Raw genomic sequence first — 20,698 nt, forward strand, 5'->3', positions numbered from 1 at the left:
CGCACTTTCAAAAAACGAACGCCTGTCTCCAACAAAAAAAGAGTGTTATAACCTGATGCCCAACCCGGGATCATTGTTCAGTATATACCGGCCATCAGCAAAGTCAGGCATTTGGTAGGGGTTGTTGCTCACGAGGAACGGACCGTCGAGATCTACCCAGTCTGCCTGCGGGGCGAGTGCCAGTCCGGCGAGGGCGGCGCAGCTGGTTTCGGTCATACAGCCAATCATGATTTTCAGGTCGAGTTCACGTGCACGCTTGATCATACGGGTAGCCTCATACACCCCTGCCGATTTCATGAGCTTGATATTAATGCCGGTGTAAACGCCTTTGGCGCGTTCCACATCCTCAAAACGTTGTACGCTCTCATCGCCGATGATAGGGATGGGGCAGCGTTCGGTGAGCCAGGCATTGCTGTCGGGATCGGTTTTAAGCATGGGTTGCTCAATCAGTTGTACACCCTGTTCCTGCAGCCAGTAGGTCATGTCGAGGCTTTGCTGCAGGTCTGTCCACCCCTGATTGGCATCCACATACAGCGGCACATCGGTAACCGAACGTATGGTGCTAATGAGTTCCTTATCTGTATCGCGGCCAAGCTTTACTTTGATCACCTTAAAACCTTCGGCTTCTTTTACCTTTTTGATGATCATCTCCGGCGTATCAATACCTATGGTAAAACTGGTAACGGGCATCAGGGCGGGGTTGCTGCCCAGTAATTGCCAGCAGGGTTGTTGTTTTATTTTGCCATCCAGGTCATGCAGGGCAATATCAATAGCTGCTTTTATGGCTGGGTTACCGGGAGCGATGCTATCCAGATAACCGATTACCGCGTCAAAGTCAATAGGATAATTGATGCGACTGATATCAACCTGGTTCAGAAAATCGGTAGCGGTTTGGTGGCTCTCGCCCATATAAGGCACCATAGATGCCTCGCCGTAACCCGTAAAACCTTCATGCTTAATTTGCACCAGCATAACCGGGGTAGACGTGCGCGAAAATTTGGCTATGGTAAAAGCGTGCTTGAGTTGAAGTTCAAAAGGTTGATATTTCAGTTCCATGTTTAAATTTCAGATGTGCGGATGTGCAAATATGCAGATGATATAAGAAATTTAAGTAAACCTTGTTCAAGGTAAAAAAACTGCACACTCGCACAGCTGCATATTTACACATTTATAAGTTCTGCTTTATGTAAAAAAAACTGCATATCTGAAATCTGCATATCCGCACATCACATTCCTGCTTATCTTTGCGCCCATGTCGGCACAAATTTATTCACCGTTCGAGCGTTTTAATTTTAGTAATAGTAAATGCTTCCTTACCGGGCAGCCATTGAATTCTGAAGAAGAAAAGATACAGGTTTTTCCGCAATGGCTTATGAGCCGCTACAGCCTGGAAGATAAACCCTTTAAACTACTTGACGAAAGCATGGCCACCTACAAGGACCTGAAACTGCCCTGCACCGCCGCCATAAATGAACAATTTCTGGAACCATTGGAGGCCGAAATAGCCACCGCCTTTGATGCCGGTTACGAAGCAGTAAAACAGCTTGATGAGCTAAAACTTTTCCAATGGGCGGGCAAATTGCTGTACGGCATCATATTTAATGAGATACAGGCGGGAATAAAGCAACAACATGCGCAGGGCGAAGAATTTAACATGTCGCAGGCTATTATTCACAAGTTTAGCTACCTGCATTTGATGCTGCAAAGTTTAAACCTGCCCATTGAATTTGATGGTTTTAAACCGTTTAGCCTGGTGCTGTTTAAGGTTGATAACGCCGATGATATTTTTGGTTACCGAGATGAAATCAATACACTTACCTTCTCTCTGCGGATAAAAGACTTTGGCCTTATTATTTGCTTGCAGGATAACGGTGCCAACGCCAGCTACCACCGCGAAGCGCTGGAAAAAATAAAAGGCCAAACCCTGCACCCCATACAGTTTGAGGAGGTTAACGCCCGGTTCTTTTACTCGGCTTACCTGTTTAACCGCCTGCCCGAGTACAATATTTTACCGGTTGAAGATATCATTTATATAGAGGCCATGCCCCTGCGCGGCACCAGCAGCAAACCCCTGTTTGACGACTGGATGAATAAGGTTTACGGCCAGGTGCTCGAAAACTTCTGGAAAAACTGGGGCTTCCTGTTGCTCGAGATCATCAAGAACCCCGAAGAGCCTATGAGCTATTTGTTTAAGGCAGATGGCAGCATCATTAATGCGCAAGAGATTGCACTTTCTCGATAATTTGCTGGAAAAAGCCGGGTAAAATACCGGGATGAAAAATAATGGTGATCATTAACCCGCTGAGCGCGCCAAATAAGTGTGCATCATGGTTAACATTGTCACGGCTGTATTTGGAGGCATAACTGCAATAAACCAGGTACAATATGCCAAATAATACCGCTGGTATAGGTATAGGCAAGGGGAGAATCATCATTTGCCCAAGCGGGTTATATAATATCGCGCTAAAGACAACCGCGCTCACTGCCCCTGATGCGCCAAGACTATAATAGCTATAGTTTTCCTTATGCTTTAATACTGATGGCATATCGCTTAAAATTAAGCTTACTATATACAGTACGGCAAATTGCCAATGCCCCAGAAGAGGTTCCAGTTGAAAAGCAAAAAAATAGTACGAAAGCATGTTGAAAAACAGGTGCATCCAGTCTTTATGTATTAACCCGCTGGTGATGATGGTATAAATATAACGGCCGCGCGAAACGTTGTAAGGGTGTAGCATGAGCTTGCCATACAGGTTTTGGTTGGAGAAGGCCATTAACGAAGTAATGAGTGTAATAATAAATATTATTGATGCTACGGGTGTTACAATAAGATATTCCATTATGTGTGTGTTGTGGCCCAAATATAGGGTTAAGGAAATAATCCAGAAGAAAAATTAAAATCCGATTTGGTTTTGGGGTCATTACCCCAAAGTGGGTAATAGCCCACAGACAGAAATAAGGCATCGTGCTGTATTTTAACGCCTGCGAAGACTCACCCCGACGTTGCTGCGCTTAGCTGGATGACCCTCCTTCGGCTTCGCTGGAAAGAGGGCAGAGGAGATGACACGTTTGTTATGCTGAGGAACGAAGCATCTGTTATTGTGCGCTGCAATTGTAGAATAGATCGTTCACCGCTTTCAGAACGACAAATAATTTTAGTCCTTCAAATCCCTCTTTGCGGCGAAGCCGAAGAGAGGGGTCGAGCGCAGCGATTACCGGGTGAGTCTCCGGCAACGTTCAGGCGTAGTAGGATGGCCTCGCTTTTTGACTTTATTGTACTGTATTTTTATGGGCTATTATTCCAAAGCCGCGATTTCGGCTTGTATCTTTTTAGGCAGGCTTTGAACCACCAGTTCATAGGAGTGATCGATGAGTTCGCGGAGCAGGTTAGAGGAGAGCGAGCCGTCCATGTAAACGGTATTCCACATTTTTTTATTCATGTGGTAGCCGGGTTGTATTTCGGAGTATCGTTCGCGCAGGTCGGCCGCGCGTTCAGGGTCGCATTTGGCATTAAAGCTATTGCCGCTTTGGAGGCCGGTAAGTAAAAACATCTTACCAGCAACTTTAAAAACCAAAGTGTCCTCGCCAAAAGGAAAACCTTCCGTCGCGCCTGGTTTTTGCAGACAATAATCGCGTAATTCTTCTATGTTCAAAATCTAAAATTTCTTACCAGTTTGTTATATGACACCGTATTGCCAAAATTGTACCGAAAGCCTAAAGTAAAATGGGCATACTGGTCGGGCGCGTTATTTTTATATTTTGCCGGGTTATCATTATAGCCGTCAAGCCCTTCGCTAAAGGTATAATTATGCTCATAGCCAATAGTAATGGTATAGCCTACCTGGTCATAATTGTCATAAATTTTAAATTCGTAGCCCACCCTTAGCGGTATTAAAAAATTGATACTTTTATCTTTTCCCTGAAAGCCTTCGGGCGATCCGATAACGTCATTTTCACTATACAAATTAGTACGCTGAATGTCCTTTATATTGTTTGATACAGCGCCTATACCTGTACCAATGTAAAAGTTTTTAATCACATTTAAAAAGCCGTTATCTGAATAGTCAATCAAATCGCCCATTTGTTGATCGGCATGCAAAATCAATGCTTTATAAGCGTTTTTATATATTCGCCCGGATGCATCTTTATCGCGGGTGCGGCCCCCGCCCGATAGTGTTCCAAACTGCAGTTCAAGCGCTATCGGCAAAAAAGGGTTGTAGTTGTAGGCGATGTTAAGGTTAAATATGGGATGATAATCCTGCCTTTTGGTATCGGCATATGCTCTGCCATAACCAATGCCGCCGCCCCATCCCCATTCATAATAATTATAACCGCTCTGGGCTTTTACGGTAATACAGGCAAAAGCCAGAACTAAAAACAGAATAAATTTTTTCAAAGCTAAATTTTAATCAATATTTACAAATGAAATATGCCGGGTACAGTACCGGCAGTTTTTACTAATATTACCATTATGAATTTCAATTCATCACTGAGTTTTACCGTAACCGAACGTTTTTTACGTTATGTCACCATTGATACGCAATCAGACCCCTCTTCTGTTTCGTTTCCGTCAACAGAAAAACAAAAAGATTTAGGCAGGTTACTGGTTGAAGAGCTACTGGCTATTGGTGTAAAGGATGCTCACCTGGACGAATATGGTTATGTATATGCCACTATACCAGCCAATACCGATAAGCATGTGCCCGTAATTTGCTTCTGCTCGCACATGGATACCGCACCAGATTGCAGCGGAAAAAATGTATTACCAATTGTGCATAAAAATTACCAGGGACAGGATATTGTATTACCCCATGACAAATCTCAGGTTATTAAAATGACTGAGCATCCCGATCTTAAAAAACAGATAGGTAATGATGTGATCACCGCCAGCGGAACTACCTTGCTGGGTGCGGATAATAAAGCCGGTGTGGCCGAAATTATGGATACCTGTTATCAGCTCATGAACCATCCCGAAATAAAACATGGTACAATCAGGATATTATTTACACCCGATGAAGAGGTGGGCCATGGGGTTGACCACGTTGATATTGCCAAATTAGGGGCCTTTGCCGGTTATACCATGGATGGCGAAAGCGCGGGTAATATGGAAAATGAAACGTTTTCGGCAGATGGCGCAAGGCTTACCATACAAGGAGTTAGCTCGCACCCGGGCTTTGCCAAGGGTAAAATGGAAAGCGCCATAAAAATTGCCGGCGAGATCGTCGCGGCTTTACCGGCAGAACTATCACCCGAGCATACTGAGGGAATGGAGGGCTTTATACATCCGGTAGCCATTGAAGGCCATGTAGAAGTTGCCAGCATTGATTTTATCCTCCGCGATTTTGACGAACGCAAGCTGAATAACCATGCGGCCGTTATCCGGAAAACAGCCGATGACGTATTGAAAAGATATCCTTCATCTACTTATGCCCTTGACGTAAGCGAACAGTACCGCAATATGAAAAATGTACTGGATGAGCACCCCCAAATTGTTGATTATGCGATGGAAGCCATTAACCGTACAGGTTTAACCGCCAAACTTTGCAGTATAAGGGGTGGAACGGATGGCTCCAGATTATCGTTCATGGGTTTGCCTTGTCCTAATATTTTTGCTGGCGAGCACGCTTTTCACAGCAAGCAGGAGTGGGTATCGGTACAGGATATGCAAAAAGCGGTTGAAACCATATTGCATCTGTGCATGATATGGGAGGAGAGAAGTTAAGCACCAATTAACCTGAATTAAGATGTATACTATAAGAACAGCCACCGTAAATGATGTAGAAACCATACGCCAGATAGCCGACCAAACCTGGTGGGTTACCTACGGCCCTATACTGGAAAAAGAACAGATAGATTTTATGCTGAGTGAAATTTATTCGGCAAGCAAGATCAGGGCGCAGATAGAAAACAATGTGCAGATCTACCTTTTATTGCTGGAAGATGAACAGCCTGTAGCTTTTGCATCCTACTCGCCCCGTGAAGAAAATGTCGAAATTTATAAGCTGCACAAGCTATATTGTCTGCCGCAAATACAGGGCAAGGGATATGGTAAGATACTGATTAACCAGGTTGCTCAAAAAACCATGGATGCGGGTAAGGATGTGCTTGAATTGAATGTAAACAGGTATAACAACGCCAAAACTTTTTATGAAAAAATGGGCTTTGCTATTGCCTACGAAGAAGACATAGCCATTGGCCCATACTGGATGAATGATTATGTAATGCGGAAGGAGCTAACTTCTTAACCCTTACCATATCTTTACCCGTTTATCCGGATCTATCCACATTTTATCGCCTTTTTTTATTTTAAATGCTTCGTAAAATTCGGGCACATCGGTAAATGGTCCGTTCACACGCATAAAGCCGGGAGCATGTTCGTTGGTTAGTATCTGGCTTGATAATGATTCTTTGCGCTCCTGGCTCAGCCAGCCCAGTGAATAACCCAGAAAGTATCGCTGTAATGGCGTCAATCCATTTATAGGTTTCCCTTCTTTATACTGATCTGTTTTTTTAAACGCATCAAGACCTATTACTATGCCACCTAAATCGGCAATGTTTTCGCCCTGGGTAGCTTTGCCGTTCACGTGCAAGCCGTAAATGCTGTAACCGTTAAACTGGTCGATAAGCATTTTGGCCCGTTGTGTAAATTTCACCGAATCCTGTGGCAGCCACCATGTTTTTAAATTCCCTTTGGCATCAAACTGCCTTCCCTCGTCATCAAAGCCATGGGTCATTTCGTGGCCAATGGTTGATGCCGCGGCATACCCGTAAATAACGGCATCGTCAATATCCTCGTCCCTGGAACCGGGAATGGTGAATATACCTGCTGGCAATACAATTTCATTGTTAGATGGATTGTAATAAGCGTTGTAAGTTTGCGGCGTAATATCCCATTCAGTACGGTCAACAGGTTTGCCAAGTTTAGATGCGCTGTACTTGTGCCACCAGTTTTTGGCCCGTAATACATTTAAAGCATAAGGGCCCCGGTTAATCTCAAGCGTAGAAAAATCCTTCCATTTATCGGGGAAACCAACCTTGGGCATTACCTTGCTGAGTTTATAATAAGCCTTTTCTTTTGTTGCGGGGCTCATCCAGTCGAGCTTTTCAATATGCTCTTTAAAGGTGGCGCGCATGGTTTCAACAAGGTTTACGTAACGCTCCTTGGTTTTTTCGGGGAAATACTCCTTCACAAATATTTGTCCAAGTACTTCGCCCATTAAACCATTTTCGGCATCCAGCACACGTTTCCAACGAGGCAACTGCTCTTTGCTGCCATCCAGTACCGAATCATAAAAGCGAAAAAGTTCCTGGTCAAAGGGCTTGCTTAAATAAGAGCCGAAAGTAGTGATCAGGTTTTTGCGCAGGTAATTTTTCCAATCGTTTATGCTGTAGGTTTGCAGGGCTTTATTAAGGGCACGGTAATATTCAGGCTGACCAACAATAACGGTATCAACATTTTTGTAATCCATTTTTTCAAATGTTGATTTCCAGTCTACCCCAGGCATAAGTTTGCTGAAGCCTGCCAGTGGCATTTTATTATAGTTATGATAAGGGTCGCGAAGATTTTCCAGCTTACGGCTGCTATCTGCCAAAAACTTTTCTAACGCATATACCTGTTTAGTTGCAGAAGCTGCTGCTTCGGGCTGCACACCTGCAAGTTTAAAAATCGTTGGCAGGTGCTTTTGCTGGTAGTCATTGCGTATAGCAACACTGTGTTCGTCGTTATTAAAATAATAATCACGGTTAGGCAGGCCAATCCCCGACTGAACAAGTTGCAATACTATTTTTTCACTGTTCTTGCTATCCTGGCCCGGATAAACACCTATTGGCGTTTTAACCCCAATGGTTTTAAGATGGGCGAATTCTTCTATTAGCCCTTTAACATCTTTTACCTCGTCAATTTTCGCAAGCTCATCTTTAAGGGGTAGCAGACCTTGCTTTTCAATATCAGTAGTGTCCATACCGCTGAAATAAAAATCGCCTATTTTTTGCGTATTGCTGCCTTTGGGTGCATTAGCTGTAAGCGCATCTTCATTTATTTTTTTCATGCGGTTACGCAGCTCTTCTTCTACTACGTCACCTATTCCCCAGGATGAATAAGCCGGGGGGATCGGATTTTTTTTGAGCCAGGTACCATTGGCATATTTAAAAAAATCGTCACCCGGTTTTACAGTCGCATCTATATTTTTAAACACTGGATCACTATCGGCATAAGTTTTTGTTTTGTCTTTGCAGGCGGTGAGCAATAACAGGCCAATGGCACATGCTTTAATTGTGTCTGACAGATTTTTTAAGGTCATAGATTTTAAGTGTATGAAATAAAATACAACAGATGTATGGAATAGTAGAATTTAAAATACCAATTTAATAAAAAAAATACCTGTTTAATATATGCCTTGAAAAAAACCGGCTAAAGAAACATCAAAATAATAACAAACTTTCCTTAAAGTATCTAACCTGATATCTATTTTACCCGACTCCAGCCTGGCTATATTGATATTAGTTTCAGTAAAAAACTTCTCTTGTGTAACTTGATTTTGCCTCCTAAGGTTTTTGATCTGCAGGGCTACTTTTTTCTTAAAAGCATCATCGGAGTTGCTAAGATATTCAAAATCAGTAAGTAGCATGGTGGGTTGCGGCTAATGAATAATTCATTTATAATATGGGCTCAAAAATAAATAGTAATATGTAATTAAAGTTCATGAAAAATATTGGCAATAAATATATGTCTGAACAAATATTTATTGGTATTTAATATGGGCCGATTTAAAAATTGTGGCAGCAAAATTGTTTACTACAACCTGCCCTGCATACGATCTGTGAAAAAAAATTAAAATCACCTACCTGTGAAAAACTTTTTTTGAATTCTCAGACGCCCAAGTTGAGATTTTTTGTTCTTTGTTTTGGGTTTAATCAATAGTTTAAATTAATTAGGGGAAAGGGAGCTTTGAAAAAAGCTCTCTTTTTTTATGCAATAATTTTTGCTATGCGTGCATAGTAATTGCTATATTTATTTTTTTTAAATATTATGCATTTCGAATTTACAGAAGAACAGCTAATGATACGCCAGGCTGCACGCGATTTTGCCCAAACAGAATTAAAACCGGGGGTAATTGAACGCGACGAGCATCAGAAATTTCCCGCCGAGCAGGTAAAAAAATTGGGCGAGCTTGGATTTTTAGGCATGATGGTATCGCCGCAATACGGAGGCAGTGGCATGGACGCTATTTCCTATGTATTGGTTATGGAAGAACTTTCAAAAGTTGATGCTTCTGCATCGGTAGTGGTTTCTGTAAATAATTCGCTGGTTTGTTATGGGCTCGAAAAGTATGGAACGGAAGCACAGAAGCAAAAATACCTGGTCCCGCTGGCTAAAGGCGATGTGATAGGCGCTTTCTGCCTTTCGGAACCTGAGGCTGGTTCAGATGCTACTTCACAGCGCACAACTGCCGTTGATATGGGCGATTATTACCTGCTTAACGGTACCAAAAACTGGATCACCAACGGTAATTCGGCATCAACCTATATTGTAATGGCTCAAACAGATGCTTCTAAGAAACACCACGGCATTAATGCGCTGATCATTGAAAGGGGAATGGAAGGCTTTACCGTTGGTCCCAAAGAAAATAAAATGGGCATACGGGGTTCTGATACCCATTCGCTCATGTTTACCGATGTTAAAGTACCTAAGGAAAACCGCATAGGCGATGAAGGTTTTGGATTTAAATTTGCCATGAGCACTTTAGAAGGGGGACGCATTGGCATAGCTTCGCAGGCTTTGGGCATAGCCTCGGGCGCTCATGAACTGGCCGTAAAATATGCTAAGGAGCGCAAGGCCTTTGGTAAAACCATAGCCGATTTGCAGGCCATTCAATTTAAACTGGCTGATATGGCCACCGAAATTGAGGCCGCACGCCTGATGTGTCTTAAAGCTGCCTGGCTAAAAGATCACGGCAAACCTTATGCGCAGGCAGGATCAATGGCTAAGCTGTATGCTTCAGAAGTAGCCATGCGTACTACCGTTGAGGCTGTACAAATTCACGGTGGTTACGGGTTTGTTAAGGAATATCATGTGGAACGATTGATGCGGGATGCCAAAATTACACAGATATATGAGGGCACATCTGAAATTCAGCGGATTGTAATATCGCGTGAGGTGCTAAAATAGTTCGCTGGTTTAGCCTTACCCTGCCCTCTCCAGAGGAGAGGGTTCAAGATTGCGAAGTTAAAGTTCCCTCCTTTGGAGAGGATTAGTTGATGCCAAAATAGTGTTGAAATAGTTCGCTGTTTTTTATACTTTTGACAAAGTATATCTATTTAGTAGACTATTTTAAAAATGAAGTACAAAACCATCATAGCCATCCTATCGTTCGCTTTGATTTTGCAGGTATCGTTTGCTCAAACAAAACTCAAAACAGGTATATGGCGGGGCGCCCTTAAAACAGCATCGGGCACCGAGATCCCTTTTAATTTCGATGTAAAGGATACAGCAGGAAAACAGCAGGTGTTTATTATAAACGGTACCGAGAGATTTAAGGTGACGGACGTCACCAGTAAAGGCGACTCGGTTTTTATACACATGCCTTTATTTAATTCGGAGTTTAAATTGAAATTGGATGCCGGTAATTTAAAGGGCCAGTGGGTAAAGCACCTGGGCGAACGCGACGCTACCGTTGAATTTACAGCCGAGCCTAACACTGCCTGGCGCTTTATCAAAGCACCCGATAAGCCAGCCTTTAATATAGCAGGTCGCTGGTCGGCCGTCATGGGTGAAGGTGAAGGACGGGACACTACCGTAGGCGAATTTAAACAGGATGGCAACCACCTTACCGGTACATTTTTAACTACTACAGGCGATTATCGTTTTTTAGACGGAACAGTATCTGGCAACAAAATGTACCTGTCGTGCTTTGACGGCGGTCATGCTTACACCTTTACGGCTACAATTAAAGATGCGCAAACCATAACCGAAGGTAAGTTTTATGCCGGGGCCACCGCTGTACAATCATGGGAGGCTGTTAAGGACGAGAATGCCAAATTACCTGATGCCTATTCGCTTACCGCGCTTAAGCCAGGGTATAAAAAGATAGATTTTACCTTTAAAGATCTTAACGGCAAAGAAGTATCACTGAAGGATGCCCGTTATAAAAACAAAGTAGTTATTGTGCAGATATTGGGTTCCTGGTGCCCTAACTGTATGGACGAAACCGCTTACATGGTAAATTACTACAAAAAATATCAGCCTAAAGGGGTAGAGGTTATAGGTTTGGCCTATGAGCGTACCAAGGATTTTGAACAATCGAAGAAAGCATTGCTGCAAACCAAAAACAGGTTTAATGTAAATTACCCGATATTAATAACCGGATACACCAGCAGCAGGGGCGAGCCTGCCAAAAGCCTGCCTATGCTGGCTAAGGTTGTAGGTTTCCCTACGACTATTATTATTGATAAAAGCGGCGATGTGCGTAAAATACATACCGGCTTTAATGGCCCCGGTACCGGCGAACATTATACCGAGTTTATTAGCGAGTTTGAAAAGTTAACAGATGATCTGCTGGCCGAGAGAGCGCCTGCTTCTAAATAAAGGAGTTGATATAATTTTAATTTGTCATGCTGAGTGATTAAATCCTTGGCCTCTGAAGGAGAAATGACATAGCTTTGCTGAGCCGTGCAGTGTGTCCGATCAAGTTATAGTGCTTATTGCCTGTTGCTGAGTATGGTTCTGAAGTATAGAGTCTGAAGGTATGGTACGATCCTTACAAGAGTGATTTGTCCGATGGGTAGCCTGTCTTTTCTTTAAACTCCTTCGGGCACGGCTTCTTAAAAAAGGATATAAGGATGGAAAAGATGCATTTTCATGCAGCGGGCATAGATATAGGCGCCCGTAAGCTATTCGTGGGGCTTGAAAGTCAGCCGGTTCGTTCGTTTGAAACTTTCACCAGTGATCTGGTATCACTTAAGCATTATTTATTGGAGCATAAAGTAAGTACGGTAGCCATGGAAGCGACAGGAGTTTACTGGTATGTGCTTTATGATATTCTTTTGGATGCGGGATTAGATGTGTGGCTTGTTGACGGGCGGCAGACACGGCAGTTACCAGGCAGAAAAACAGATGTAAAGGATTGCCAGTGGATACAGCAGTTGCATAGCTATGGTTTACTGAACCGCTGTTATGTTTCAGAGGGGCATATCAAAGAATTGCGTAGTTATCAGCGTCTTCGGGAGGATCACCTTCGGAGTGCGGCCATGCATGTTCAACACATGCAGAAGGCACTGATAGAAATGAATATCCGTTTGCCGGAGGTATTAAGCCAGGTCCATGGAGTAAGCGGCATGGCGTTGATCGATGCGATACTGCAGGGTGAGCGTGATCCTGCTAAGTTGTTTTCACTGTGCCATAAAAAGATCAGGGAGAATAAAGGAGAAGAACTATTGAAGGCCTTGCAGGGCCATTATACAGCCCAGGGGCTTTTTGCCTTGGGTCAGGCCTATAAGGGCTATGGTTTTTATCAGGGTCAGATACAGGAATGCGACAGTCAGATTGATAGTGTTTTACAGCGGATCAACAGGGACAAGAGCCTACCGCCGGGAATAAGCGGCGGGAAACGCAAAGCGATCCGTCACAACAAACCTGATATCGATAATCTGGGGGATCACTTGTTGAAAATATTTGATGGTAAAGACGCGACCAAACTCCCGGGTATTACAGATTACAACTGGTTACAGTTATACACAGAGGTAGGTTCGGATCTTAGCCGATGGCCAAGTGAAAAACATTTCACCAGTTGGCTTGGTTTATCGCCGGGGCATGACCGTTCAGGAAAGAAAAACAAAAGTAAAAGCAAGGGTAAGCCGACCGTTGGGCAAATATTCAAACAGATGGCCCATGGATTATTGAACAGCAAGTATATCGGCTGGGGTTCATTTGCAAGAAGATTAAGGGGTAGAAAAGGCCCCGCGATAGCTATTAAAGCTACAGCCAGAAAACTGGCTGCTCAATACTGGCGTTTAATCGTAAAAGGCGCCGACTTTGTAGAGAAGGGCCTTCACTCGTATGAGAACATTCTTAAAGAACAGAAACAAAGGCGATTAGAAAGACTCGCCCTTGAATTAAATATGGAACTTGTGCCTGCTTAAATTATTATGTCATGGGTAGCTCGTCGAAGCATGATGAGCATGGCCTCTGTGCTCGAGTCTTCGACAAGCTCAGACTGACAGGCCTTTACACCTTGAAGATCGAATACATGATGAGTTGGCATAACAAAGAATCTGTTATACGCCTGTTATATGTGCAATAGATCCTTCGCTATGCTTAGGATGACTGTTACGTTAACAACAACGGACTAATGATTTTCTTCTTTATCAATACTGACGTTGACTGTCCCGGCGCTCACAGTTTGCCCAACACCAAAATAATCTTCCAGTTCGTTTAATGTTGATGAGCTGGTGGCAATGTCTTTAATAATAATGCCCCTTTCCATTAGTAAAATGCGTTCGCACACATCGGTAATGTGGTTAAGGTCATGACTGGAAACTATGGTAGTAATGCCCTGGCTCCGGTTTGCCTCTTTCAGCATATTTTTAAGCCTGAACTGCGTGCTTGGGTCAATATTGGCAAAGGGTTCATCAAGCATCAGCAATTGCGGGTTTTGCAGCAGGCATGAGGCTACGCCAACCTTACACTGGTTCCCTTTGGAAAGATCACGGATGTATTTACCCCGGTTTAATATTTCATCATTAAAAAAATCGCCCAGTTTGGTTAAAGTTTCGTCAACCTGTGCGCGGCTTTGCTGGTGCAGGCCGCCTACAAAGTACATGTATTCCTCGGGGGTAAGGTAGTCTATTAAAAAGCCTTCATCCAGATATGAAGCCGTGTAGCTTTTCCAATTTTCGTGCCCCGCAACCACCTCTCCGTTTGATAGTACCTCACCGCTTTCGGGGCGTATCAGGTCAAGGATCATGCGGAAAAGTGTGGTTTTGCCTGCGCCATTATTACCTACCAGGCCAACACTTTCGCCCTTCCGTATTTCCAGATGTGGTATATCAACAACGGTAATGCCGTTATAAATTTTTTTAAGACTCTTTATTTCAATCATATTATTTGTTTCTAAAGCCTTCGGCTATTTGGTACCGTTTGGTGTAAAAATCTGCTTCCAACTGTTTTATCCAATAGTTGCGGGTGAGTATAAATATTATTGCTAATCCGGCTAATACCGCCAGACCGATGTCCTGATGTTTAAAAAGTGCAAATGGTCCGTAAAAAATATAAGGCGCAATTAAAAGCGGGAATGTTAGCAACAGTTGTGTAGCGCCAACGCCTTCCCAGTTAAACGATGCGCTTTTTGACAGATCAATACGCCTGAAATTGCGGTTGGCGAAAAACAGCATGATGGTGGTATTGATCCCAATGTTCCACAGGTACATGATTAAATGGGTTATTAGTATCCGCCAGCCAAAGTATACATAAGGTGTGCTTAACAAAAAAGCAATTGTTGACACCATGGTAAAAAGCAAATACTTGGCTTTTAAAAAATCGGTAAAGCTTATTTTACTTACCAGTAAGCCATCAAAGTGCGAGCCCTGCCAGCTAAACATGAATTGTCCGTAGTTGATAATAAATATCCCCGTCATGAACATGCCTGCAAAAACCGCCCAGTTTTTATTGAGTAGCGGATTCGTGTAAAATATCAACCCGTAGAACATAAAGAACAAACCCATAATAAGCGCGGAACGGGGGCGTTTGTTGCGCAGCACAAGCTTGATCTCATTGGCTGCCAGATCGCCTACTGCGCCAAAGTGGGCAAGGAAAGGAATGTCGGTACTGCTTTTATCTTTTTGTATTTTATGCGCGGTAAGCTCTTCGAGATAAAGGTTTTGTTTGAGATATAGAAAGTTAAAATAATACATAACAATGCCTAATGCCAATGGTATTATAGCAAAAGCCGGATTTGAAATTATGCGCCCGAAGAAAGCGTACGAAATATCGTGGAGAGAATAAAAGTGCCATCGGAAATCGCACGTGGTAATCAGAATTAAAATAGCAGCCGCTATCAGGAATATCCATCCGTTCAGGTTCGACTTTCTTTTGATGTACAGCGAGAGGTAATTATTAAAAACCGTGAGCCCAGCAATGGCAACAACAAAGGCAAATGCAACGAGTAAACCCGAGTCTGTAATTATAATTTTAAAAACAAAGGGCAGAAAAAGGATGAATGGCCAAAGATTAAACATAGAGAAAACCGCCGTTATGGCCAGATAACGAACCAGAGTATTACGTTTAATGGGTAAATGCAAATAAGGTTGTACCCGAAGGGTTGGTAACTCCTGTAATTGCAGCCGAAACAGCAGATCGAACAGGAAATAGACGAGGATTATACCGCAGAATGACTTTACCAGATCGTCATCCGGAAAAATACCTTCCAGCATTTTATCTAAAAAAATACCAACGGCTAATACGTTAAGAAACAGGTAAAGTATCAAAATGCCCATCACCACACGTATGGCTATGCTTTTACCCGTATTTTTTGACCGCCAGAAGGCTTTTAACTCGTGCCTGATAAAAGTAGATATCATGTGCTGCCTTAAATATTAGTTTTGGTTGAAGGTAATGAAACTGGAGCCGAGTATCAAGTAATTGGCATCTTGTACACTTTTATCCCTGTTTTCAAATATAATAAGTATAGGCGATAAAGGAGATGATAGTGTTTTGTCAGTAGGGCTATTTATTAAATTGTTGATTATTAGGTGTTTATGTGTGTTCGTGGTCGTTCACGGCGGTATGAACGTGAACAAAAGATGCTCACTACCTGATATTTCTCTAATACTTATATCTGTCGCCCCAGAGTTTCCGTAACTTTTCTTTTGATTCATTTTCGCGGGCATTGTTACCCGGCTGGTAAATTTGAGCTCCTTTAATGGCATCGGGTAAAAAATCGAGCTCGGTAAAATTGCCTTCATAACTGTGGGCATATTTATAGTCTTTACCATAACCTATATTTTTCATGAATTTGGTTGGCGCGTTACGCAGGTGCAGCGGAACGGGCAGGTCGCCGGTTTGGCGTACCAATGCAATGGCCGCACCAATTGCCGTTGTTGCCGAATTGCTTTTGGCCGATGTGGCCAGGTAAATGGCTGTTTGCGATAATATGAGCTGCGATTCGGGCATACCGATCTTATTCACTGCTTCAAAACAGCTTTGTGCCAATAACAGAGCATTAGGGTTGGCATTACCAATATCTTCAGATGCCAGGATCAGCATACGGCGGGCTATAAACAGCGGATCTTCGCCACCAACTATCATACGCGCCAGCCAGTACACCGCTCCGTTGGGATCTGAACCCCGCATAGACTTGATAAAGGCCGAAATAATATCATAATGCTGCTCGCCGGTTTTATCGTACAGGGCCATGTTTTGCTGCACATGTTCCAATACCACCTCATCGGTTAAAACTATTTCGGGAGTGTCAAAGGCGTTTACCAGCAATTCAAAAATATTGAGCAGCTTACGTGCATCACCGCCTGAAAGGCGGAGCAGCGCCTCATAGTCCTTAATGATGATGTTTTTATCCTGAAGCACCACATCTTCCTTCATGGCCTTATCAAGCAGATTTATAAGATCTTCCTCTGCCAGCGACTGCAGGATATACACCTGGCAACGTGATAGTAAAGCGGATATTACCTCGAAGGAAGGGTTTTCTGTAGTAGCGCCAATAAGTGTTACGATGCCTCGCTCCACAGCGCCCAGTAAGGAATCTTGCTGCGATTTAGAAAAACGATGGATTTCATCAATAAACAATATGGGCAGTGTTTCGCCTTGTTCTTTTAATAGTGATGCTTTTTCAATTACCTCCCGCACATCTTTAACCCCTGAGTTGATAGCGCTCAGCGCAAAGAATGGCCGGAATAATGATTGAGAAATAATATAAGCCAGTGTGGTTTTACCCACCCCCGGGGGCCCCCAGAATAACATAGACGGCAACGAGCCCGACTCAATGGCTTTGCGTAATACAGCGCCCGGGCCAACAAGATGTTTTTGCCCCACGTAATCGTCGAGTGATTTTGGGCGCATACGTTCGGCTAAAGGAGGCAGATTGTTCATATTGGTAAAATTCAGAAAACAAAACGCTAAATCCTAAAAAAATTAGTAATTTATCGGCGCTAACTATTCTACACGTCATTGCAAGGCACGAAGCAATCTCTAAGCTATACAGAACTGACTTTGCATATTTGATCTGCTTTTGTGAAGATTGCTTCGTGCCTCGCAATGACGAACTTTTAATATAGTGAATAACAACCTTATGATTAAACAGTTTAACCAATCCAACTACCGATCTATTTGTGATGAACTTGCTTCGGCCGATGCGGATCTGGCTGATATCATCGACACGTATGGTTATCCGCCATTATGGTCAAGACCAAATACTTTTGAAACACTGGTACACATTATTCTGGAGCAACAGGTGTCATTGGCATCGGCACTTTCGGCGTTGAATAAGTTAAAGGAATATATACAAGAAATTACCCCGGCAAGGGTACTGCTGCTTACCGATGAAGAATTCAAGACCTGCTATTTCAGCCGTCAAAAAACAATATATACCAAGTACCTGGCCGAAGCGATCATCAGCGGACAGATCAACCTTAAAGAGTTAGAGCAATTGCCGGATGATGTAATTCGCGCCAAACTGACTGCCCTGAAAGGTATAGGTAACTGGACTGCTGATGTGTACCTGATGTTTGTGCTGCAGCACGCCGATATTTTCCCCATTGGTGACCTGGCAGCGGTAAATGCCCTTAAAAGGGTAAAAAAATTACCAAAAGAAACTACACGGGAAGAGCTTATTGACATAGCCAGGCAATGGGCGCCGTACCGTACCATAGCGAGTATGTTGCTGTGGCATTATTACCTTGCCTCACCTAAATCCTCTCCGAAGGAGAGGACTTTAAAAAAATAATTTAACTTCAAACCTTGTCATCCTGAGCGGAGTGAAGGATGACAAGGTTTGAAGCAAGCATAAATATGCTAATCAAGAAACTCCCCCTTTAGGGGGCTTGGGGGCTAAACGTTGAACAAACCATTCCTCTCCTGTTCCTGGTAGTTTTGGACGGTTTCAATGGCGTTATCTATTACATCGCTCAGGGCAGTGATAAAAGTGCCGGGTTTAGCTAAACTCATGGCATGTTTTATGGCATCCACTTCTTTAGGTATCACCTCCACACCCTTGTCAGGGTCAACAGAACGGATACCTTCTGTAAGCAGACTGATAATATTTTCGGCAGTGCGGCCGCGCAGGTGTTTTTCCTGCCTCAGGATGATGTAATCAAACATCTCGGCTGATATTTTGCCCAGCTCACGAATATCATCGTCGCGCCTGTCGCCAGTGCCGGCTATAATGCCAATCTTTAAAGGCGAATCAATATGTTTCAAGAACTCCTTGATACCGTTATAACCATCAGGGTTGTGGGCAAAATCAATCATGAAACGGAAATCCCTGAACTCGAAAATGTTCATACGTCCCGGCGTTTGTGCTGCCGACGGAATAAAGGTTTCCAGTGACATTTTAATATCCTCAGTTTTAAATCCCCATAAAAACGAGGCAAGTGTGGCGGCCAATACGTTTTCAATCATAAAGGGCACAGTGCCGCCAAAGGTTAACGGAATCAGGATAGTGCGTTGTACGCGTATTTTCCAGTCGCCTTTTTGTATGGTGATAAAACCGTTTTCACAAATGGCGGCAATACCACCCTTACGGCAATGCGATTTAATAATTGGGTTATTTTCATTCAAACTGAAATAGGCGATATTACAATCGGCCTTGTTACCAATGCGTACACAATGCTCATTATCGGCATTTAAAACACCCCAGCCATCTTTTTTTACGGAGTTAAGTACCACGCTTTTTACCCTCGCCAAATCATCCAGACTATGAATATCGGCCAGACCCAAATGATCTTCCTGAATATTAGTTACCACACCTATATCACAAAAGCCAAAGCCTAAACCTGAGCGCAGGATGCCGCCACGGGCGGTTTCCAGTACGGCAAAATCAACCGTAGGATCTTTCAATATAAACTCGCTGCTTACCGGGCCGGTAGTATCGCCCTTGAGCATCATGTTATTCTGCACGTAAATACCATCAGATGTGGTAAAACCTACCCGGTGGCCATTGTTTTTTACAATGTGAGCGATAAGGCGGGTTGTCGTTGTTTTACCATTAGTACCGGTAATGGCAATGATCGGTATCCGGGCCGATTTACCGGTTGGGTAAAGCATATCCAGCACATGCCCGGCAACGTTGCGTGGCAAACCCTCGCTTGGTGCTATGTGCATCCGGAAACCCGGTGCCGCGTTAACCTCCAGCACCACTCCGCCGTTTTCTGTAAGTGGCTCGGTCAGGTTTTCGGCCATAATATCAATACCGCAAATATCCAGACCAATAATTTTTGAGATCCGTTCGCAAATGAAAATGTTTTGCGGGTGTATATGGTCAGTAACATCAACAGATGTGCCGCCGGTGCTCAGGTTGGCGGTTGACTTTAAAAATATTTTTTCGCCTTTTTCAGGAATTGTTTCAAGGGTATAACCCATCTTTTCCAGCAGATCAAGCGTGTCACGGTCAACCGCAATTAATGTAAGCACATTTTCATGTCCGTAGCCACGGCGCGGATCAGCATTTTCCTTGTCTATCAGCTCCTGTATAGTTAATGTGCCATCACCAATAACATGGGCAGGGTCGCGAAGGGCAGCAGCCACCATTTTATTGTCAATCACCAGCACCCGGAAATCATAACCCGTAACAAAACGCTCTACTATTACCCGGCTTGATATTTTAGCCGCGTGTTCGTAGGCCTCCATGGCAGCTTCTTCGGTTTTTATATTGGTAGATATCCCTCGGCCATGATTACCATTAAGCGGTTTAAATACCAGCGGGAAACCCACTTTGCGTATAGCTTCGGCCACCCCGCTGGCCGACGAAATAGTAATACCCTTGGCAACAGGTATAGCCTGTTCCTGCAGCATGCGTTTGGTTTCGTCCTTATTACTGGCAATATCAACGGCAATACTGCTGGTTTTTTCGGTCATGGTAGCGCGGAAACGAACCTGATTTTTACCATAGCCCAACTGCACCAATGATTGATTATTGAGCCTGATCCAGGGAATATCGCGGGCAATGGCCTCTTCAACAATAGAGCCGGTGCTCGGCCCGAGGCGGGTATTTTCCCGTATCTCACGCATTTGCTGTATATCGGGTTCCAGATCGTAATCTTCTCCTTTAATCAATGCTTCCGTAATGCGTACTGCCGATTCGGCCGCGAAAACACCAACTTTTTCTTCCAGGTAAGCAAATACTACGTTATATACGCCTTTTGTTTTGGTTTCGCGGGTGCGGCCAAAGCCGGTATCCATGCCGGCCAGTGTTTGAATTTCGAGTGCTACATGTTCAATAACATGGCCCATCCAGGTGCCTGCAATTACCCGCTGAAAAAAACCTCCGGGTACACCCGGGGAGCAGCGATGAGTATAAAGGCTGGGTAGTAGTTTCTCCAGGCGCTCATAAAATCCTTCAATTTCATTTGTGGGCTTATGCTCCATCTCCTGCAGGTCAAGCCGCATTTGTATTAATTTTTTACGACGGATGCTCCAAATGTTTGGTCCGCGCAATACTTGAATATTCTCGATCTTCATACCGGCTTAATTTCC

Annotated in this window: 17 protein-coding genes; 7 read left to right on the forward strand and 10 right to left on the reverse strand. The window is 43.6% G+C overall.

Annotated features, from left to right (window positions below; genetic code table 11):
- Positions 1-45 precede the first annotated feature (45 nt).
- Positions 46-1,056 carry a dipeptide epimerase gene (locus tag SNE25_RS03190; RefSeq protein WP_321563645.1) on the reverse strand — a complete coding sequence of 337 codons (1,011 nt, stop codon included), beginning with the start codon at positions 1,054-1,056 and terminating at the stop codon, positions 46-48.
- A gap of 196 nt (positions 1,057-1,252) precedes the next feature.
- Between SNE25_RS03190 and SNE25_RS03195 the strand changes: the two genes are divergently transcribed.
- Positions 1,253-2,242 carry a hypothetical protein gene (locus SNE25_RS03195; RefSeq protein ID WP_321563646.1) on the forward strand — a complete coding sequence of 330 codons (990 nt, stop codon included), beginning with the start codon at positions 1,253-1,255 and terminating at the stop codon, positions 2,240-2,242.
- Here the strand turns inward: SNE25_RS03195 and SNE25_RS03200 are convergent.
- The 3 genes from SNE25_RS03200 to SNE25_RS03210 all read right to left on the reverse strand — a co-directional run bounded on the left by SNE25_RS03200 (position 2,211) and on the right by SNE25_RS03210 (position 4,396).
- The gene (locus SNE25_RS03200) at positions 2,211-2,840 is read right to left on the reverse strand and encodes a rhomboid family intramembrane serine protease (protein WP_321563647.1); all 630 of its coding nucleotides are present in this window, start codon (positions 2,838-2,840) and stop codon (positions 2,211-2,213) included. The two genes, SNE25_RS03195 and SNE25_RS03200, sit on opposite strands and share 32 nt — an antisense overlap.
- 456 nt (positions 2,841-3,296) lie before the next feature.
- Positions 3,297-3,653, reverse strand: coding sequence for an MmcQ/YjbR family DNA-binding protein (locus SNE25_RS03205; protein WP_321563648.1), 357 nt, complete (start codon positions 3,651-3,653; stop codon positions 3,297-3,299).
- The gene (locus tag SNE25_RS03210) at positions 3,650-4,396 is read right to left on the reverse strand and encodes a hypothetical protein (protein WP_321563649.1); all 747 of its coding nucleotides are present in this window, start codon (positions 4,394-4,396) and stop codon (positions 3,650-3,652) included. Before SNE25_RS03210 ends, SNE25_RS03205 begins: the two co-directional genes overlap by 4 nt.
- Before the next feature lie 75 nt (positions 4,397-4,471).
- Here SNE25_RS03210 and pepT point away from each other — a divergent pair, with 75 nt between their 5' ends.
- Together pepT and SNE25_RS03220 are read left to right on the forward strand one after the other, a co-directional pair.
- The gene (gene pepT, locus SNE25_RS03215) at positions 4,472-5,722 is read left to right on the forward strand and encodes a peptidase T (RefSeq protein ID WP_321563650.1); all 1,251 of its coding nucleotides are present in this window, start codon (positions 4,472-4,474) and stop codon (positions 5,720-5,722) included.
- 22 nt (positions 5,723-5,744) lie between these two features.
- Positions 5,745-6,245 carry a GNAT family N-acetyltransferase gene (locus SNE25_RS03220; protein ID WP_321563651.1) on the forward strand — a complete coding sequence of 167 codons (501 nt, stop codon included), beginning with the start codon at positions 5,745-5,747 and terminating at the stop codon, positions 6,243-6,245.
- A 3-nt stretch (positions 6,246-6,248) separates the two neighbouring features.
- On the opposite strand, the gene SNE25_RS03225 is transcribed toward SNE25_RS03220, so the two are convergent.
- Positions 6,249-8,300, reverse strand: coding sequence for a M13 family metallopeptidase (locus SNE25_RS03225; protein ID WP_321563652.1), 2,052 nt, complete (start codon positions 8,298-8,300; stop codon positions 6,249-6,251).
- Between the two features lie 84 nt (positions 8,301-8,384).
- Positions 8,385-8,627, reverse strand: coding sequence for a helix-turn-helix domain-containing protein (locus SNE25_RS03230; RefSeq protein WP_183557205.1), 243 nt, complete (start codon positions 8,625-8,627; stop codon positions 8,385-8,387).
- A 401-nt stretch (positions 8,628-9,028) separates the two neighbouring features.
- Here SNE25_RS03230 and SNE25_RS03235 point away from each other — a divergent pair, with 401 nt between their 5' ends.
- From SNE25_RS03235 to SNE25_RS03245, 3 genes are all read left to right on the forward strand, one after another.
- Positions 9,029-10,168, forward strand: coding sequence for an acyl-CoA dehydrogenase (locus tag SNE25_RS03235; RefSeq protein ID WP_321563653.1), 1,140 nt, complete (start codon positions 9,029-9,031; stop codon positions 10,166-10,168).
- 168 nt (positions 10,169-10,336) lie between these two features.
- Entirely contained in the window at positions 10,337-11,584 is a 1,248-nt protein-coding gene (locus SNE25_RS03240; RefSeq protein ID WP_321563654.1) for a TlpA disulfide reductase family protein, read from the forward strand.
- A gap of 254 nt (positions 11,585-11,838) precedes the next feature.
- Positions 11,839-13,137 (forward strand): IS110 family RNA-guided transposase, encoded by a 1,299-nt coding sequence (locus SNE25_RS03245; protein WP_321563655.1) that lies wholly within the window; start codon positions 11,839-11,841, stop codon positions 13,135-13,137.
- 206 nt (positions 13,138-13,343) lie between these two features.
- Here SNE25_RS03245 and SNE25_RS03250 read toward each other — a convergent pair whose 3' ends face one another.
- The 3 genes from SNE25_RS03250 to SNE25_RS03260 all read right to left on the reverse strand — a co-directional run bounded on the left by SNE25_RS03250 (position 13,344) and on the right by SNE25_RS03260 (position 17,098).
- A complete protein-coding gene (locus SNE25_RS03250) occupies positions 13,344-14,096 on the reverse strand; it encodes an ABC transporter ATP-binding protein (protein WP_321563656.1) in 753 nt (250 codons plus the stop codon).
- Between the two features lies 1 nt (position 14,097).
- A complete protein-coding gene (locus SNE25_RS03255) occupies positions 14,098-15,573 on the reverse strand; it encodes a DUF5687 family protein (RefSeq protein ID WP_321563657.1) in 1,476 nt (491 codons plus the stop codon).
- A gap of 244 nt (positions 15,574-15,817) precedes the next feature.
- The gene (locus tag SNE25_RS03260) at positions 15,818-17,098 is read right to left on the reverse strand and encodes a replication-associated recombination protein A (protein ID WP_321563658.1); all 1,281 of its coding nucleotides are present in this window, start codon (positions 17,096-17,098) and stop codon (positions 15,818-15,820) included.
- A gap of 199 nt (positions 17,099-17,297) precedes the next feature.
- Here SNE25_RS03260 and SNE25_RS03265 point away from each other — a divergent pair, with 199 nt between their 5' ends.
- Positions 17,298-17,951, forward strand: coding sequence for a DNA-3-methyladenine glycosylase family protein (locus tag SNE25_RS03265; protein ID WP_321563659.1), 654 nt, complete (start codon positions 17,298-17,300; stop codon positions 17,949-17,951).
- A 104-nt stretch (positions 17,952-18,055) separates the two neighbouring features.
- Here the strand turns inward: SNE25_RS03265 and cphA are convergent, their stop codons facing one another.
- Positions 18,056-20,683, reverse strand: a complete 2,628-nt coding sequence (cphA, locus tag SNE25_RS03270) for a cyanophycin synthetase (RefSeq protein ID WP_321563660.1) — start codon at positions 20,681-20,683, stop codon at positions 18,056-18,058.
- Between the last annotated feature and the right edge of the window lie 15 nt (positions 20,684-20,698).

It is taken from the genome of Mucilaginibacter sabulilitoris, from assembly GCF_034262375.1.
Classification (GTDB): domain Bacteria; phylum Bacteroidota; class Bacteroidia; order Sphingobacteriales; family Sphingobacteriaceae; genus Mucilaginibacter; species Mucilaginibacter sabulilitoris.

What these genes read in the sequence shown, in the direction of transcription:
- cphA (WP_321563660.1), bottom strand. Translation starts at nt 20,683, where the DNA reads ATGAAGATCGAGAATATTCAAGTATTGCGCGGACCAAACATTTGGAGC.
- SNE25_RS03220 (WP_321563651.1), top strand. Translation starts at nt 5,745, where the DNA reads ATGTATACTATAAGAACAGCCACCGTAAATGATGTAGAAACCATACGC.
- SNE25_RS03250 (WP_321563656.1), bottom strand. Translation starts at nt 14,096, where the DNA reads ATGATTGAAATAAAGAGTCTTAAAAAAATTTATAACGGCATTACCGTT.
- SNE25_RS03265 (WP_321563659.1), top strand. Translation starts at nt 17,298, where the DNA reads ATGATTAAACAGTTTAACCAATCCAACTACCGATCTATTTGTGATGAA.
- SNE25_RS03240 (WP_321563654.1), top strand. Translation starts at nt 10,337, where the DNA reads ATGAAGTACAAAACCATCATAGCCATCCTATCGTTCGCTTTGATTTTG.
- SNE25_RS03225 (WP_321563652.1), bottom strand. Translation starts at nt 8,300, where the DNA reads ATGACCTTAAAAAATCTGTCAGACACAATTAAAGCATGTGCCATTGGC.
- SNE25_RS03260 (WP_321563658.1), bottom strand. Translation starts at nt 17,098, where the DNA reads ATGAACAATCTGCCTCCTTTAGCCGAACGTATGCGCCCAAAATCACTC.
- SNE25_RS03235 (WP_321563653.1), top strand. Translation starts at nt 9,029, where the DNA reads ATGCATTTCGAATTTACAGAAGAACAGCTAATGATACGCCAGGCTGCA.
- SNE25_RS03255 (WP_321563657.1), bottom strand. Translation starts at nt 15,573, where the DNA reads ATGATATCTACTTTTATCAGGCACGAGTTAAAAGCCTTCTGGCGGTCA.
- SNE25_RS03195 (WP_321563646.1), top strand. Translation starts at nt 1,253, where the DNA reads ATGTCGGCACAAATTTATTCACCGTTCGAGCGTTTTAATTTTAGTAAT.
- SNE25_RS03230 (WP_183557205.1), bottom strand. Translation starts at nt 8,627, where the DNA reads ATGCTACTTACTGATTTTGAATATCTTAGCAACTCCGATGATGCTTTT.
- SNE25_RS03245 (WP_321563655.1), top strand. Translation starts at nt 11,839, where the DNA reads ATGGAAAAGATGCATTTTCATGCAGCGGGCATAGATATAGGCGCCCGT.
- pepT (WP_321563650.1), top strand. Translation starts at nt 4,472, where the DNA reads ATGAATTTCAATTCATCACTGAGTTTTACCGTAACCGAACGTTTTTTA.
- SNE25_RS03200 (WP_321563647.1), bottom strand. Translation starts at nt 2,840, where the DNA reads ATGGAATATCTTATTGTAACACCCGTAGCATCAATAATATTTATTATT.
- SNE25_RS03190 (WP_321563645.1), bottom strand. Translation starts at nt 1,056, where the DNA reads ATGGAACTGAAATATCAACCTTTTGAACTTCAACTCAAGCACGCTTTT.